We start from the raw sequence: 15,930 nt of genomic DNA on the forward strand, positions 1-15,930 counted from the left end.
GCAGAAAAACAGCGCCATTTCCCAAAGAAAATAGCGCTGTTTTGTCTGATTTGTCAGGTAGGGCCCCGGAAAGAAACTCAGTCCTCGGAGGACTCCTCAGAATCAGCCTGTCCATCCTCCAGCAGAGCGCGGATAGAGAGGGAGACCTTCTTGCGGTCGTAGTCGATGTCGGTGATCTTCACGTCCACCTTGTCACCCTCGTGGAGGACGTCGCCGGGCTTGTCGATCCGGTGATCGGCAATCTGGGAGATGTGAATCAGACCGTCCACGCCGGGGACGACCTCGGCAAAGGCGCCGAAGGTCATCAGTTTCACCACGCGGACATTGGCGGTGTCGCCCACGTGATACTGCTCGGTGAAGTTGGCCCAGGGATCCTGGCCGTGATCCTTCATGCCCAGGGAGATCTTCTTCTTCTCCGGGTCGAAGGAGATGACGTACACATCCACCTCGTCGCCGGGGTTGACCACCTCGGAGGGGTGCTTGATGCGGCTCCAGGACAGCTCGGAGATGTGGACCATGCCGTCCACGCCGCCGATGTCGACAAAGGCGCCGTAAGAGGTGAGGGACTTCACCACGCCATGATAGTGCTTGCCCTCCTCGATGGCGCTCCAGACCGCGGCGGCCTTCTCAGCCCGCTCCGCGGCGGAGACGGCGCGGATGGAGCCCACCACGCGGCGGCGGGCACGGTTGACCTCGGTGATGCGCAGCTTGACCTTCTGCTTGACCAGCTCGGACATGGCCGCATCCCGGGGCAGCCCGGTCTGGGAGGCGGGCACGAACACCCGCACGCCCTTGATGCTGACCACGACGCCGCCCTTGTTCTCCTCGGTGACGACGCCTTCGACGGTGGTGTGGTCCTCGCAGGCCTGCTCCACGTCGTCCCAGCTCTTGACGGTATCCAGGCGCTTCTTGGACAGGGTGACCACGCCCTCCGCGTCATTGACGCGCATGACGTAGGTCTCGATGGAGTCGCCCACATGCACCAGATCTTCCACTTTGACAGTGGGGTCGTCGGTCAGTTCAGACACCGGTATGTAACCGGCGTGCTTGGTCCCAAGGTCCACGTAGATCTCGGTGGGCGTGATGTCAGTAACGACGCCCGTGACTTTCTCCCCCGTATGCAAAGTTTTGATCGACTTCTCCAGCAGTTCGGCAAAGGATTCCTCGATCTCCATGTTTTCTTCACTCATTTTGTCATAAACCTCCTTTATGATCCACGCAGGCGTGGAAGCGCCTGCGGTGATTGCCACGCTCGAGCATTCTCTGAAGTCAGAGCTCGCCAGCTCGTCCGCGTCCTCCACCCAGACCGTATGAGGGCAAAGCGCCGCGCACAGTTCAAACAAACGCCTGGTATTCGCGCTGTCCCTCCCCCCGATGACGATGACGGCATCATTTTGGGCAGCCAGCCTCTGTGCTTCGGATTGGCGTGCATAGGTAGCATTACATATTGTATCAAAAATTTCAATATTTGTACACAGTTTTTTTGCGTTTTCTACGCAAAAATTCCATGTAGCCTGAGTTGATGTGGTCTGTGACACCATGGTCACAGGCCCACCGGCGATTTCAGGATGATCCAGCAGGTATTTTTTCAGCGCGCCGCCGTCCGAAAAGATCAGCGGATCGCCGCACCAGCCGGCGATAGCCTGCACCTCCGGATGCTCCGGAGCCCCGATGATGATGACGGTTCTCCCCTCGTTCTCCGCCTGAGCAACCAGCCTGTGAATATGAGAGACATTGGGGCAGGTGGTGTCCACCACCGGGATGCTCCGTTCCTGAAGCTGCCGGTGGACCGCCGCGCTCTCCCCGTGAGAGCGCAGGATCACTGCCGCCCCTTCCGGCACATCCTCCGGCCGCTCCACTACCTCCACCCGCTGGGCCTGGAGACGGCGGATCATCGAACGGTTGTGGATCACCGGCCCCAGCATCACGCAGGGGTTCGGGCTTCGGGCGGCCGCCTCGGTCAGCTCCACCGCCCGCCGGACGCCGTAGCAGAAGCCCGCGAACTTTGCCACCGTGATCCTCACCTCGCCTGCGCCTCCAGTGCCGCGATGCGTTCCATCAGGTCCCGGGCGATGATCTCATACTCCTCCGCGGAGCCGTGCCGGGATTCGGCCCGGGGCAGATAGGGCTCCCCAAAGACCACCGGCGTCCGGCCAAACCATTTTTTGTTGGGCGGGATATACATGGGCAGGATGGGGGTCCCGGTGCGGAGGGCCAGCAGGGCCACGCCCGCCTTAGCCTCCCCCATCTTTCCGTCCTTGTAGCGGGTCCCCTCCGGAAAGAGGAGCAGCTTGTCACCGCTTTTCAGGCACTTCATGGCCCGTTTCACCGCACCCACATCTGACTTCCCCCGCTCCACGGCAAAGACCCCGACTTTTTTCAGGATCCAGCCCAGAACAGGGATCTCCAGCAGCTCCGCCTTGGCCATGACCTGGGGTCGGAACCGCAGTCCCAAAGCAAAGGCCACGAAGAGAGGGTCGGACAGCCGGGTGTGGTTGGGGCAGAAGATGACCGGCCCCTCCGGCACGTGCTCCCGGCCAATGGCCCGGCAGGGATGGAACAGGTTGAAGAAGGGCCAGGCGATGCAGTAGACGATGGCATAGGCTGTTTTCATGCTAATTTCTCCTGAATGGTCTGAAGGAGCAGTGCAAAGCTCTCCTCCAGAGACTTGTCCGTGGTATCCACCAAAAGAGCGTCCTCCGCCTGGCGGAGGGGCGCAGCGGAGCGGGTGGAGTCTCTGCGATCCCGCTCTGTGATGTCGGACAGCACCGTGTCAAAACGAATCTGCTCTCCCCGCTCCAGCAGCTCGGCCAGACGCCGCCGGGCCCGGTCCTCCGCCGAAGCAGTGAGAAAGATCTTCACGTCGGCGTCCGGGAGCACCACGGTCCCGATGTCCCGGCCGTCCATGATGACGTTTCCCGTCTTGGCCAGATCCCGCTGCATATCCAGCAGGAAGGCCCGCACCTGGGGGTGGGCCGAAACCTGGGAAGCCGCGGCGGAGACTTCCGGCGTCCGGATGGCCTCGGTGACGTCCTCCCCGTTCAAATACATCCGCTGCCCCCCGTCCTCACCGTAGCCCATCCGGATCCCGGCCCGGGGCAACAGCCCGGCCACCGCCTGCGCATCGGCGGGCGCGGCCCCCTCCCGGAGGGCAAAGAGGGCCAGCGTCCGGTAAATGGCCCCGGTGTCCACATAGAGAAAGCCCAGCGCCCGGGCAACCATTCTGGCCATGGTGCTCTTTCCCGCCCCCGAAGGGCCGTCCACGGCAATGCTTCTATACTTCATATGCACATCTCTCCTCCCGGCAAAACGCTCCCGCACCCAGTCCGGCCGCCCGGCCGGTGGCCCAGGCGATCTGCAGATTGAAGCCGCCGGTGTAGGCGTCCACATCCAGCAGCTCCCCCGCCAGATAGAGCCCCCGGGTCTTTTTGGAGGCCATATCCCCGGGTGAGACCTCTCGCACCGTCACGCCGCCGGCGGTGACGATGGCCTCCTCCACCGGCCGGGGACCGGTGATGGGAAAGGTCAGGCCCTTGATCCCTTCCAGCAGGCTCCTGCGCTGAGCACGGGTGACTGCGTTGGCCTTCTCCCCGCCTGTGAGTCCGGCCCGCTCCAGCAGCACCGGCACCAGGGAGCGGGGCTCCATCGTCTCCACCACATGGCGCAGATCCCGGTTGGCCCCCTCCGTCAGCTCGCGGACCAGACGCCGGTCCAGCGTCTCCTCGTCCAGCGCGGGCTTGAGGTCGATGACGGCGGTATAGCGCTCCTTCTCAAAGTCCCGGGTGTGGGCGCTGGCGCTGAGGACCAGCGGGCCGGAGAGGCCGAAGTGGGTGAACAGCAGCTCCCCCTGCTCCCGGAACAGCACTTTTTTGCGGCTGTCCCGGACGGTCAGCTCCACGTTCTTCAGCGACAGTCCCTGGAGCTCGGCGCACCCCGCCGCCTCCCATGGCACCAGGGAGCCCTTCGGCGGCTGAATGGTGTGGCCCGCAGACCGGGCCAGGGCGTAGCCGTCGCCCGTGGAGCCGGTGCCGGGATAGGAGACTCCGCCGGTGGCCAGGATCACCGCCCGGCAGGCATAGTGCCTGCCCTTCTCCCCTGTGACGCCCGTCACGGCCCCATCCTGAATCTCCAGCGCGGAGGCCCGATCCTGAACCAGCTCCACCCGGCTCTTACGCAGGGCCCGAAGCAGGGCATCGATCACATCGGCGGCCCGGTCGGACTGGGGAAACACGCGGCTGCCCCGCTCGGTTTTCAGGGGGACCCCAAGTCCCTCAAAAAAGGCCACCGCCTCCTCCGGCGGAAACCGGGTCATGGCGCTGGTCAGGAATCGGGCGTTGTGGGGGATACTGCTCAGACACTCCTGCACCGAGCAGCGGTTGGTCACGTTGCACCGGCCCTTGCCCGTAATATACAGCTTACGTCCGATCTTGGAGTTGCGCTCCATCAGGAGAACGGAGACGCCCGAGGCCGCGGCGGACAGCGCCGCCATGCACCCGGCGGCGCCCCCGCCGATCACGATCACATCAAAGGATGACAATGCCAAAGCTCCTTATTCGTCCGTCTTTTCGTAGACTTCATATTCGTCCCAGATCTTCTCCAGCTTGCTGAAGGTCCCGGAGATCTCCTCGCTCTTCTTCCGGCTCACCGCCACAATCAGCGCATTGACCAGGGAGAGTGGGGCCGCCAGGGAATCCACGAAGGACGCCATGTCGCTCCGGGCCATCAGAGTGTGGTCGGCCAGTTCGGCCAGCGGAGAGGCCGCGCTGTCGGTGATGGCGATGACACCCGCGCCCCGGTCCTTGGCGTAGCGCATGGCTTTGACCGTCCGGCGGGAGTAGCGGGGGAAGCTGATGCCGATGATGACGTCCCCCTCCCTGATCCGCAGGATCTGCTCAAAGAGCTCGCTGGAGGAGTTCGTGTGGGCCACCACCACATTTTCAAACATCATATTGAAATAAAAGCCCAGAAAGCTGGACAGCGCGGATGCGGAGCGAACTCCCAGGATGTAAATTTTCCGGGCAGCCAGGATGGTGCTGACCGAGCGGTCGAAATCCTGGCGGTTCATCTCCTCCAGGGTGGCACGGATATTCTCCGCGTCCGCGTGCATGACCATAGAAAGGATGTCGTGGTTTCCGATGCGGTCGTTGGAGACCTCGATGCGCTGCACCGCGGTGAGCTTATTGCGGATCATCTCCTGAAGGGCCTTCTGCATGGCGGGATAGCCGTCATAGCCCAGCTCGGCGGCAAAACGCACCACCGTGGACTCGCTGACATTCACCGTCTTGCCCAGCTTGCTGGCGGTCATAAACGCCGCCTTGTCATAGAATTTTAAGATGTAAGCTGCGATGAGCTTTTGGCCCTTGGAAAAGGAACTCATCTCATTTTGGATCGTCGTCAGAATATCTTTCCCCATTTTTTCACTCTCCGGCTTCTTTTTCTCCGTCTTTCGAAGAAAGTTCACCTTGTTATCATAGCCGGAATCGGCGGGAAAATCAACCGTTTTTTGCAGGGATCCCACGCAGACTTGCAAAACGGGCCTAATCCTCTCACAAAAGGAGCGCCGCCTCTTCCTCCCGGGTGAGATAGCGCCATTTTCCGCTGGGGAGCGAGCCCAGGCGCAGTGTCCCCTCCCGCACCCGGCAGAGCCGCCGCACCCGGAGTCCGGCCTGAGCGCACATCCGGCGGACCTGGCGGTTCTTGCCCTGGTGGATGACCACGGCGATCTCTCCCCCGCCGCTCCCCGTCCGGAGCACGGAAGCCCGGGACGGGGCCAGCAGGTCCCCGTCCAGTTCCATGGGGCCGTTCAAAATGGGAAGAGCCGCCGCCACATCCCCCTCCACCAGGACCCGATACTCCTTCTCCACCTCATGACTGGGGTGGAGAAGGCGGTTGGTTCCGGCGCCGTCATTGGAAAAGAGGAGCAGCCCTTCCGAATCCAGATCCAGCCGCCCCACCGGCCAGACCCGATGACCGCAGTCGGCCACCAGCTCGGCTGCCGTCCGCCGTCCCTTCTCGTCCGACAGGGTCGTGACATAGCCCCTGGGCTTGTGGAGCATCAGCCAGACCCGGGGCGCGCCGGCTGCGACGGGTACGCCGTCCACGGTCACCCGATCCCGCTCAGGGTCGGCCTTCTCCCCCACCCGGGCGGTCACGCCGTTGACGGCCACCCGCCCGGCGGCCAGGTATCCCTCCGCCGCACGCCGGGAACAGATCCCCGCCCCGGACAATATTTTTTGCAGGCGCTCTTCCACGCCGATTCACCCCAGTTCGGTCAGGAGTACGGCCAGGGAGGAGTTCTCCCCGCCGCGCAGGAATTGGGTCATGCGTTCAAAAAGATTGGGCTGCGGAGTATTCTCCGGCACTTCAGAAGTATAGAGCAGGTAGGTCTCCCCCACGATCTTCTCCCCCACCAGGAACGTGAGCTTTCCCGCGATAGCCCCCTTCCGCACTGGCGCAGCCACCCGGTCGGGCAGTGCGATCCGAGCCCGCACCCGCTCGTCCGCCGCCAGCGGATACCCCACGTCGGAGGCGGTCTCCACCTCCACCTGGGACAGCAGGCTTCCCGTCACCGGGAGAGTGCGGAACAGCTTTCCCTCCCGGGCCAGCGGATGGCGGGGAAACGTCGAAAAGCCGTAGTCAAACAGCGTGGCGTGATCCTCCCAGTCGTTTGGATCCTTCAGGGTGACACAGATGAGAGTCTGCCCGTCCCGGCAGGCGCTGGAGACCAGCGTCCGGCCTGCGGCGTCCGTGTATCCTGTTTTCATCCCCGAACAGCCCTCGTATCGCCACAGCAGCTTGTTGTGGTTGGTCAGGCTCCGGCCCGCAATGGTGGTGGATTTGGTCCCCACGATCTGGGCCAGCGTCTCGTTTTCCAGCACTGCCCGGGCCAGCAGCACCATATCCGCGGCGGTGGAGTAGTGGTCCTCCGCGTCCAGGCCGTTGGGGTTGGAAAAGTGGGTGTCCTTCATTCCCAGGTCGGCGGCCCTCCGGTTCATCCACTCCACAAAGGTATCTATCTCCCCGGCGCAGCCGCCCGCAATGGCCAGCGCCGCGTCGTTCCCGGAAGAGAGCAGCAGTCCGTAGAGCAGCCCCTCCAGGGTGATCTCCTCTCCCGGCCGGAGATACATGGAAGATCCCTCCGCCTGATACTCGGCCTTGATCGGGATCACGCAGTTCAGATCCGGAGTGGACTCCACCGCCACCAGGGCGGTCATCAGCTTGGTGATGCTGGCGATGAGCCGCTTTTGATGGGGATTCTTTTCATACAAGACCCGCCCGCTCTCGGCGTCCACCAAAATGGCGGAGACGGCGGAAACCGGGACCGGTTCCGCCGCCCGACAGGCAGGGCAGAGCAGACAGGCAGCCAAAAAGGCCGCAGACAATCGTTTCATTCGGCACTCCCTCACAGCATGAGATAGTGCCAGTATGCGTATCAGAAGTCCGCGTTATCCTTTTTTTCCTGCTGCTTTTCAATAAACCCGGTGACCTTGTCCACCAGCTCCGGCACCATGTCCACCACCCGGTCCACCGCGCCGTCAATGGGAGGCGCCACATACAGCAGCCGGACATTGTCCCCCCGCACCACCAGGAACGCGATAGGGTTGATGTTCACGCCCGCGCCGCTGCCGCCGCCAAAGGAGTTCTCAGCCTCGGGCTTCTGGTTCTTCCCGGCAAAGTCGCTCCCGCCGGAGGCAAAGCCGAAGCTCACCTTGGAGACCGGGATGATGGTGACCTCCCCGGTCTGGATGGGCTGTCCCACCACAGCGTTCACATCCACCATGGCGCGGATCTTCTCCATAGTGGCGCTCATCAGATCGTTCAGCGGATGCTCTTTCTTTTCCATGTCAAATCGCCTCTTTCTGTTTTGGCGCGCTCTTCGCGCTTCGGTAGCAGGTAAAAAACTTCAGCCCATAGCGGACGGCAAAGGAAATCAGCTGACCCAGCCGGGCTGAAAACGCGGCGCTCAGGGAGACGGTGAGTCCGCTCGATTGAAAATCCACCGCCGTGCGGATGCGGTGATCCCGCACATCAAAATTCTGCTCGAAAATGGGCCAAATCATACCCACCGCGCCATTGATCCTTCCAAAAGAGAGGGCTGCGGCCGCAGCGTCCCGGCCGCCCGCCGTGACGTCCAAAAACAGCCGGTCGATGCGGATCCTCCGTTTCAGCGCCCCTGCGGCCTCTCCCACCAGCGGAAGGAACCGCCGCGCCAGCTCCATGGGCGCACCGGGTTTTGGCTCCGATTGGGCTTTTTCCGGTTTTTTCCGCTCTTTTTGGGCTTTCTTTTCCCGTTTCGGCCGTCGGACGGGATAGACCTGAACCCGGAATGCCCCCACCCGGAGCCGTACCAGGGCTCCGTCCGCGGTGTATTCCGCCTCCCCGCCCACCCGGATCAGGCTCAGGAGAAACAGGACCAGAAAAACTGCCAGCAGGATCTTCAGCGCACTCATCCCTTTTCCGCCTCCGAGGCCCCTTCCTGTTGGGCCAGCGCTGTGGCGGCCGCGACCAGCTCTTCGTCCCCGATCTGCTCGGAATCCGACGCCTCGGCCTGCTCACGCAGACGCTCCACCTGGTTCTGCATGTCCAGGGTGAGCTGCTCCTCCTCTTCCGAGGCGCTGGGCAGGTCAGGCAGCTCCTCCAGGCTGGACAGGCCGAAGGAGCGCAAAAAGTTCTGGGTCGTCCGATACAGAATGGGGCGGCCGGGCACTGCCAGACGTCCGCACTCCTCGATGAGGTCCCGCTCGGTGAGCAGGCCCACGGTGTAGGCGCTGTCCACCCCCCGGATCTGATCCACGTAGGCCTTGGTGGTAGGTTGGTAATAGGCGATGATGGCCAGTACCTCCAGCGCCGGCTGAGACAGCTTGGCCGGGCGGCGGCTTTCAAAGGCCCTGCGGATATAGTCCGCGTATTCCGGTGCGGAGCACAACTGATAGCAGTTCTCCAGCTTCACCAGCCGGATCCCCCGGCGCTCATAGCTGTACTGATCGGCCAGACGCTGGCAGACGGCGTCCGCCGTGGCCCGGTCGATCTCCAGCGTCATGCAAAGCCGCTCCACCCCCACCGGCTCTCCCGCGGCAAACAGGATGCCTTCGATGGCCGACTCCACTTCTTTTACGTCCAAGGCGATCCCTCCTTAATCAACGTCGGCGGAAAATTCAAAGTCCTCTTCTCCGCCGCTCACGGTGGTCACCGTGCAGTCGCCGTCAGTCCCCGTCAGGCGCAGACGCCGGGCCTTGCAGAGCTCCAGCACCGCCAGAAAGGTGGCCACGATCTCCGACCGGCTCCGGCTGCCCTGGAAAAGTGCCCGGAAGCGGGTCACTCCAAAGCGGCGCAGACGCTCCACGATCTCCCCGGCCTTGTCCGACACCGGGTAGGGCTCCCGGCCAACGATGCCCTCAAAGGCGGCCATGGTGGGCGGCAGGTGGTGATCCACCCGCTCCAGCGCCGCGCCGATGGCCCGGAAGAGATCCTCGGGCCGGTGGCTGTATCGGTAGACCCGGTTCACCGGCAGGTACTCTGGACCCTTGGGGATGTAATCCCGGCAGAGGTCATAGCGGTCGGAGAGTCGGGGCAGCACGGACTGGATACGGGCGTAGTTTTCGTGCCTCTGGTGTTCTTCCAGAGACGCGATGAGCTGGTCGAGCTCGGAGATGGCCTCCTCATCGTGGATGGACAGGAGCATCCGGCTCTTGATGAACATGAGCTGGGCGGCCATGGAGACGAATTCGCTGGCCACCTCCAGGTCCAGAGCGCGGCGCTTGTCCATCCAGGCCAGGTACTGCTCCAGGATCAGCGAGATCTGGATGTCCTGGATCTCCATCTTGTTCTTGGCCAGCAGAGCGAGGATCAGATCCAGCGGGCCGGTAAAGTCCTCCACGTCGTCCATGCGGACCCGGACCACCTTCTCCAGGTGATAGATCGGTGTCTCCACGATGTGTTCACCGCCCTTTCAGTGCAAAAGCCGGATGAGGGAAGAGATGTCCTGGGTGAGGAACACCGCCTGAATGGGGTACCCCACCAAATCGCAGAGGCCCTGAAGGCCCCAGAGGATCAGCCGGGAGAGCGGTCCCTGAAACACCCCCGCCATGGTGAGGATGACCACCAGGATCATCACGTACTTCTCATAGCGCAGGATAGCCAGATAGATGCGGTCTGGCAGGAAGGCAAAGAGCACCTTGGAGCCGTCCAGCGGCGAAATGGGGATCAGATTGAAGATCCCAAGCCCCATGCTCAGCACCGCCACGTTGGACAGAAAGCACAGGCAGACAAGGGCCGCGTTTCCCAGATCGGAGACGTGGTAGATCACCGAGCTGAGCCCCAGGGCCGCCAGCGCCAGCAGGAAGTTGGAGACCGGCCCGGCCAGGGCGGTGACAGCCATATCCCGCTTGGGGTGCTTAAACCAGCGCATGTCCACGGGTACGGGCTTGGCCCAGCCCACCTTGGCCACCAGCATCATCACAAGGCCCAGCGGGTCGATGTGCCGGATGGGATTCAGGGTCAGCCGTCCGGCGTTTTTGGCCGTGGGATCCCCCAGTCGGAAGGCCACAAAACCGTGGGAGAGCTCGTGAAAGGTGATGCACAAAAGCGCGGCCGCAGCCGAGACCAACAGGCCCAGGAACCCCCACCAGTCCATGCGCTCCAGAAAATCAGAAACTTCTGTCATCGCCCCGCCGCCCCCTTTTGAAAATCCAGATAGATGATTATACCAAATTTCCGCCCCGGGCACAAGCGGCGGAACGCGGCCTTCGAGACAGAAAGCCCCATCCGCCAGGGATGAGGCTTTCCGCTGCATTTAAATAATGTGGTTCCGGAGCACCCCGATCCCTGGGATCTCCACCTCCACCGTGTCCCCCGGCTGCATGGGGCCCACACCGGCGGGCGTCCCCGTGGTCACCACGTCGCCGGGCTCCAAGGTCATGGAGGCGGTGATGAAGGCCATCAGGGCGGGGAGCTTGTGCATGAAGAGCGCCGTGTTCCCTTTCTGGACCATCCGGCCGTTGAGGCGGGTCTCCACCTCCACACAGGCGCCGTCGATCTCGTCGGTGACCACCGGCCCCACAGGGGCAAAGCCGTCCATGCTCTTTCCCCGGGTCCACTGGCCGTCCCCGTACTGCACATCCCGGGCCGTGACGTCGTTGAGACAGGTGTAGCCCAGCACATAATCTGCAAAGTTTTCTTCCTTTACATCCTTTGCCCGGCGCTTCACCACGAAAGCCAGCTCTCCCTCATAGTCCAGCCGCTCCACAAAGGACGGGGCGTGGACCTTCCCCTCGGGGTGGTTGAGGGTGTTGGGAGCCTTGAGGAAGAGCAGGGGTTTGGCCGGAGGCTCGCTCCCCATCTCCTTGGCGTGGTCGTAGTAGTTCTTGCCGATGCACACGATCTTCGTGGGCTCACAGGGGGCCAGCAGGCGGCACTCCGCCAGAGGCAGCTGCCCGCCGTCATAGACAAGGCCCTCGTAGGGCGCGGCGCTCAGGGTGCGGACGGTCTCACCCTCCAAAACGCCCCAGACCGGCGTCTCTCCCCGCAGAACACGGACATATTTCATACCGTTCCCTCCAGATGGTCCAGAATGAGGCCCAGCAGCTCCTCCCGGCCGTCCCCCTTTTCTGCCGAAAAGGGAATTACCTTCACATCGTCGGACAGCTCCAAGGTCTCCCGAATCAGTGCCAGATTGGGCTCGATCTCGCTCTTTTTCAGCTTGTCCAGCTTGTTGGCCACCACCGCGAAGGGACGGAGCGTAGACTTGAAATAATCGCACATGACCTTGTCGTCGGCGGTGGGCCTGTGGCGGGCGTCTATGATAAGGACGCCCAGGCTCATCAGGCTCCGGTCGTCAAACCAGCTCTGGATGAGCCCCGCCCAGCGCGCCTTTTCCGCCTGGGAGACTCTGGCGTAGCCGTAGCCCGGCAGATCCACCAGATAGAGCTTCTCGTCGATGCGGAAGTAATTGATGTGGACGGTCTTACCCGGCGCCGCGCCCACCCGGGCAAAGTTCTTCCGGTTCAGCAGACGGTTGATGACCGAGGATTTGCCCACGTTGGAGCGGCCCGCGAAGGCCACCTGGGGCAGCGGATCCCGGGGAAAATCCCGGGGCCCGGCGGCAGAGCGGATAAATTCCGCCTTTTGTGTGTTCAGTCCCATATTCACCTCACTGGATCAGAGCCCTGCCGCCTTTTGGGCCGCAGGCCGCCGTCTCGGGCATTGGAGACAGCTCGGTCTCCGGCTTCGATACCGCCAGAGCATTGGCCAGCACCCCATCCGCATCCCGGACGGGCACAAACCGCAGAGCGGCGCGGACGGCAGGGTCGATCTCCTCCAGGTCGGGGAGATTGTCCGCCGGGATGAGCACCGTACGGATCCCCTCCCGCAGGGCCGCCATGGTCTTTTCCCGCAGCCCGCCGATGGCGAGGACCCGTCCCTGTAAGGTCACTTCGCCTGTCATGGCTACATCGCCCCGCACCGGGATACCGGTCAGGGCCGAGACCAGGGCCGTAGTGACGGCCACTCCGGCGGAAGGGCCGTCCTTGGGTACCGCACCCTCCGGGAAGTGAACATGGATGTCCTTTGTCTTGTAGAAATCCGCCTCCACTCCCAGGGTGTCGGCGTGGGCCCGGATGTAGCTCAGGGCGGTGCGGCAGGACTCCTTCATCACGTCCCCCAGGTTGCCGGTGAGCTCCAGCTTGCCGCTGCCCGGGACCACATTGGCCTCGGCCTCCAGCAGCTCGCCGCCCACGCTGGTCCAGGCCAAACCGTTGACCACCCCCACCCGGGGGGCATGGCTGCGCAGTTCGGGTCGGAATTTCCGGGGGCCAAGCAGCTCTTCCAGGCCTTTTTCTGTAATGGAAACAGACTTTACGCCCGTTGATACAATGCGCATTGCGGCCTTTCGGCACAGGGACGCCAGCTCCCGCTCCAGCACACGGACCCCCGACTCCTTGGTATACCCGGCGATCACGGCCCGGATGGCTTCGTCTGTGATCCGGAGCTGTGTCTTTCGCAGGCCGTGGCGTTTCATCTCCTTGGGGAGCAGATGTCGGCGGGCGATCTGAAGCTTTTCCTCGTCGGTGTAGCTGGGCAGTTCAATGATCTCCATCCGGTCCAGCAGGGGGCGGGGAATGGTCTCCGTAGTGTTGGCTGTAGTGATGAACAGCACCTCAGACAGGTCGAAGGGGATCTCCAGGAAGTGGTCCCGGAAGGTGCTGTTCTGCTCCGGATCCAGCACCTCCAGCAGCGCAGAGGCGGGATCGCCCCGCTGGTCGCTGCCCAGCTTGTCGATCTCGTCCAGCACCATCAGCGGGTTGCAGGTCCCCGCCTGCTGGACGGCCGCGATGATCCGGCCCGGCATGGCGCCCACATAGGTCTTTCGATGCCCCCGGATCTCGGCCTCGTCATGGACGCCGCCCAGGGAGACCCGGGTGAGCTTCCGGCGGGTGGCCTTGGCCACGGACATCGCCACCGAGGTTTTGCCCACCCCGGGAGGGCCCACCAGGCAGAGGATCTGCCCCTTCAGATCGGGAGCCAGCTGCTTCACCGCCAAAAATTCCAGCACCCGCTCCTTGACCTTACTCAGGCCGTAATGGTCGGCGTCCAGCGACTTGCGGGCAGCCTCTACGTCCAGCCGGTCCCGGGTCTTCTTCCCCCAGGGGAGGTCAAGGCAGGCGTCCAGATAGCCCCGCAGCACCGCCCCCTCGGCGGAGCCGAAGGGCTGCTTCTCCAGGCGGGACAGCTCTTTGCGCAGCTTCTCCCGAGTCTCCTCAGGGGCCTGCATCGCATCAATGCGGCTATGGTATTCCGCCATTTCGTCGTCTCCGCCGCCGGTCTCCCCCAGCTCGCTTTGAATGACCTTGAGCTGCTCCCGCAGCACAAAATCCCGCTGGGTCCCCGCCACCTGCTGACGCACTTTGGACTCGATGTCCTGCTCCAGCTCCAGCACCTCGGTCTCCCGGCGGAGGAACTGGCTCAGGCGGCTCAGACGGCGGACGGGATTGGTCTCCTCCAGGATGGCCTGTTTATCCTCCGTGCGCATGGGGATGTTCTGGGCGATGTAGTCGGCGATATAGCCCGGATCGTCACTGGAAAGGATACTCAGCAGCAGATCCGAGTTCAGCCGGGGGGAGAGCTCCACATAGTGCTCAAACAGGCCGTAGGCCGTGCGTACCAGCGCCTCGGTGCGGGCTGTCTGTCGAACCGGCTGGGAAGCCGGCAGAGTCTCCACCTGCGCAGTGAGGCAGGCGTCGGCGGCGGAGAGCTCCAGCAGCCGTCCCCGGCTCACTCCCTCCACCATCACCCGCACGTTGTCGCCGGGCATCCGCAGAAGCTGGCGGATGGTGCAGATGGTGCCAATGGAAAACAGATCCTTTTCCCCGGGCTCTTCCACCGACAGATTCCGCTGAGAGACCAGAAATACGCTGGAATTGTCACTCATCGCCTTGTCCAACGCATGGACGGAGCTCTCTCGGCTGACGTCGAAGTGGAGGAGCATATTGGGAAAAACGGTGAGACCCCGCAGGGCCAGAGCAGGCATCGTGGTGATCGTATTCTCCTCCGCCACGGCATGTCACTTCCTTTCTGAAAAAGTGGGGCGGGGTCTCCCCCGCCCCACGGCTGATCATTTTAAGATGCGGTGTCCCGCATGGGGGTTCCACCCTGGGCAGAGTGGAGGGCGCCGCTGCCCAGCTTGGGCCGGTCGGCCTTCTCCCGGTCACGAACCAACTCAGGCGGCTCCTTCCCGTTCACGCTCTCGGCAGTGATGATCACCTTGGAGATGGTGGGGTCGGAGGGCACGTCGTACATGGTGTGGGTCATGACCTCCTCCAGTACGGCCCGCAGGCCGCGGGCGCCGATGCCCCGCTCGATGGCCTTTCCAGCGGTGGCGTCCAGCGCCTCGGGCTGAAACTCCAGCTCCACGTCGTCGTAAGACATCAGCTTCTGGTATTGGCGCACCAGGGCGTTCTTTGGCTCGGTGAGGATGCGCACAAGCTGCTCCCGGGTGAGGGAGCCCAGGGTGGTCACCACAGGCAGACGGCCCACCAGCTCAGGGATGATCCCGAACTTGATGAGGTCATGGGGCTGGACCTGGGCGAAGAGCTCGCCGGTGTTCCGCTCCTCCTTGCTCTTGATCTCAGCTCCGAAGCCGATGGTCTTTTTGTCCAGCCGCTGCTCGATGATCTTGTCCAGGCCGTCAAACGCGCCGCCGCAGATGAAAAGGATGTTCTTGGTGTTGACCTGGATGAACTCCTGATGGGGGTGCTTGCGCCCGCCCTGAGGAGGCACATTGGCCACCGTGCCCTCCAGGATCTTCAGCAAGGCCTGCTGCACGCCCTCGCCGGACACATCCCGGGTGATGGAGGTGTTCTCGCTCTTCCGGGCGATCTTGTCCATCTCATCGATGTAGATGATCCCACGCTCGGCCAGCTCCACGTCGTAGTCGGCGGCCTGCACCAGGCGCAGCAGGATATTCTCCACATCGTCGCCCACATAGCCAGCCTCGGTGAGAGTGGTGGCGTCGGCGATGGCGAAGGGCACCTTCAGCACCCGGGCCAGGGTCTGGGCAAACAGAGTCTTGCCGCAGCCGGTGGGACCCACCAGGAGGATGTTGCTCTTCTGGAGCTCCACTTCGTCGGACCCCCCGAAGTAGATGCGTTTATAGTGGTTGTAGACCGCCACCGAAAGGGCCACCTTGGCGCTGTCCTGACCGATGATATACTGGTCCAGCACCTGGTGGATCTCCCTCGGGGTGGGAATGGCGTCCGGGATCTCCGGGCTGAAAGGCTCGGCCTGATCCTCCGCGTCGTCCAGAATGGACATGCACAGATGGACGCACTCATTGCAGATATAAGCCCCGGGGCCCGCGATGATGCGGGCGACCTGCTCCTGGTGCTTGCCGCAGAAAGAGCAGCGGACTGATTTGTGTTCGTCGTTTTTCGGCAT

The 15,930-nt window shown here is 63.1% G+C and carries 16 protein-coding genes; all 16 read right to left on the bottom strand.

The window, feature by feature from the left end:
* Nucleotides 1-77: 77 nt before the first annotated feature.
* Nucleotides 78-2,024 carry a bifunctional 4-hydroxy-3-methylbut-2-enyl diphosphate reductase/30S ribosomal protein S1 gene (locus ACQRD3_RS05995; RefSeq protein WP_427780404.1) on the bottom strand — a complete coding sequence of 649 codons (1,947 nt, stop codon included), beginning with the start codon at nt 2,022-2,024 and terminating at the stop codon, nt 78-80.
* Nucleotides 2,021-2,614, bottom strand: a complete 594-nt coding sequence (locus ACQRD3_RS06000; RefSeq protein ID WP_080908441.1) for a lysophospholipid acyltransferase family protein — start codon at nt 2,612-2,614, stop codon at nt 2,021-2,023. Before ACQRD3_RS06000 ends, ACQRD3_RS05995 begins: the two co-directional genes overlap by 4 nt.
* Nucleotides 2,611-3,285 carry a (d)CMP kinase gene (cmk, locus tag ACQRD3_RS06005; RefSeq protein ID WP_080908442.1) on the bottom strand — a complete coding sequence of 225 codons (675 nt, stop codon included), beginning with the start codon at nt 3,283-3,285 and terminating at the stop codon, nt 2,611-2,613. Before cmk ends, ACQRD3_RS06000 begins: the two co-directional genes overlap by 4 nt.
* The gene (locus tag ACQRD3_RS06010; RefSeq protein ID WP_427780406.1) at nt 3,275-4,537 is read right to left on the bottom strand and encodes an NAD(P)/FAD-dependent oxidoreductase; all 1,263 of its coding nucleotides are present in this window, start codon (nt 4,535-4,537) and stop codon (nt 3,275-3,277) included. The genes cmk and ACQRD3_RS06010 overlap by 11 nt, the downstream gene beginning before the upstream one ends.
* Before the next feature lie 12 nt (nt 4,538-4,549).
* Nucleotides 4,550-5,413: a MurR/RpiR family transcriptional regulator gene (locus tag ACQRD3_RS06015; RefSeq protein ID WP_080908802.1), complete on the bottom strand. Its 864-nt coding sequence runs from the start codon at nt 5,411-5,413 to the stop codon at nt 4,550-4,552.
* A gap of 133 nt (nt 5,414-5,546) precedes the next feature.
* Nucleotides 5,547-6,251 (bottom strand): pseudouridine synthase, encoded by a 705-nt coding sequence (locus ACQRD3_RS06020; RefSeq protein ID WP_080908443.1) that lies wholly within the window; start codon nt 6,249-6,251, stop codon nt 5,547-5,549.
* A gap of 6 nt (nt 6,252-6,257) precedes the next feature.
* Nucleotides 6,258-7,391: a D-alanyl-D-alanine carboxypeptidase family protein gene (locus ACQRD3_RS06025; protein WP_427780408.1), complete on the bottom strand. Its 1,134-nt coding sequence runs from the start codon at nt 7,389-7,391 to the stop codon at nt 6,258-6,260.
* Nucleotides 7,392-7,432: 41 nt separating this feature from the next.
* On the bottom strand, nt 7,433-7,843 hold the full coding sequence (ytfJ, locus tag ACQRD3_RS06030; protein WP_427780410.1) for a GerW family sporulation protein: 411 nt from the start codon (nt 7,841-7,843) through the stop codon (nt 7,433-7,435).
* Between the two features lies 1 nt (nt 7,844).
* Nucleotides 7,845-8,450, bottom strand: coding sequence for a DUF2953 domain-containing protein (locus ACQRD3_RS06035; protein ID WP_427780412.1), 606 nt, complete (start codon nt 8,448-8,450; stop codon nt 7,845-7,847).
* The gene (scpB, locus tag ACQRD3_RS06040; protein ID WP_427780414.1) at nt 8,447-9,121 is read right to left on the bottom strand and encodes an SMC-Scp complex subunit ScpB; all 675 of its coding nucleotides are present in this window, start codon (nt 9,119-9,121) and stop codon (nt 8,447-8,449) included. The genes ACQRD3_RS06035 and scpB overlap by 4 nt, the downstream gene beginning before the upstream one ends.
* 12 nt (nt 9,122-9,133) lie before the next feature.
* Nucleotides 9,134-9,931 (bottom strand): segregation and condensation protein A, encoded by a 798-nt coding sequence (locus ACQRD3_RS06045; RefSeq protein ID WP_427780416.1) that lies wholly within the window; start codon nt 9,929-9,931, stop codon nt 9,134-9,136.
* An 18-nt stretch (nt 9,932-9,949) separates the two neighbouring features.
* Nucleotides 9,950-10,663, bottom strand: a complete 714-nt coding sequence (locus ACQRD3_RS06050) for a site-2 protease family protein (protein ID WP_427780417.1) — start codon at nt 10,661-10,663, stop codon at nt 9,950-9,952.
* Between the two features lie 129 nt (nt 10,664-10,792).
* Entirely contained in the window at nt 10,793-11,545 is a 753-nt protein-coding gene (locus ACQRD3_RS06055) for a fumarylacetoacetate hydrolase family protein (RefSeq protein WP_427780418.1), read from the bottom strand.
* Entirely contained in the window at nt 11,542-12,141 is a 600-nt protein-coding gene (yihA, locus tag ACQRD3_RS06060; RefSeq protein ID WP_427780420.1) for a ribosome biogenesis GTP-binding protein YihA/YsxC, read from the bottom strand. Before yihA ends, ACQRD3_RS06055 begins: the two co-directional genes overlap by 4 nt.
* A 7-nt stretch (nt 12,142-12,148) precedes the next feature.
* Nucleotides 12,149-14,551, bottom strand: a complete 2,403-nt coding sequence (gene lon / locus ACQRD3_RS06065; protein ID WP_427780422.1) for an endopeptidase La — start codon at nt 14,549-14,551, stop codon at nt 12,149-12,151.
* A gap of 62 nt (nt 14,552-14,613) precedes the next feature.
* The gene (clpX, locus tag ACQRD3_RS06070; protein WP_427780424.1) at nt 14,614-15,930 is read right to left on the bottom strand and encodes an ATP-dependent Clp protease ATP-binding subunit ClpX; all 1,317 of its coding nucleotides are present in this window, start codon (nt 15,928-15,930) and stop codon (nt 14,614-14,616) included.

Origin of the sequence: Candidatus Pseudoscillospira sp. SGI.172 (assembly GCF_050313575.1) — a bacterium.
Taxonomy (GTDB): Bacteria; Bacillota; Clostridia; order Oscillospirales; family Oscillospiraceae; genus Vermiculatibacterium.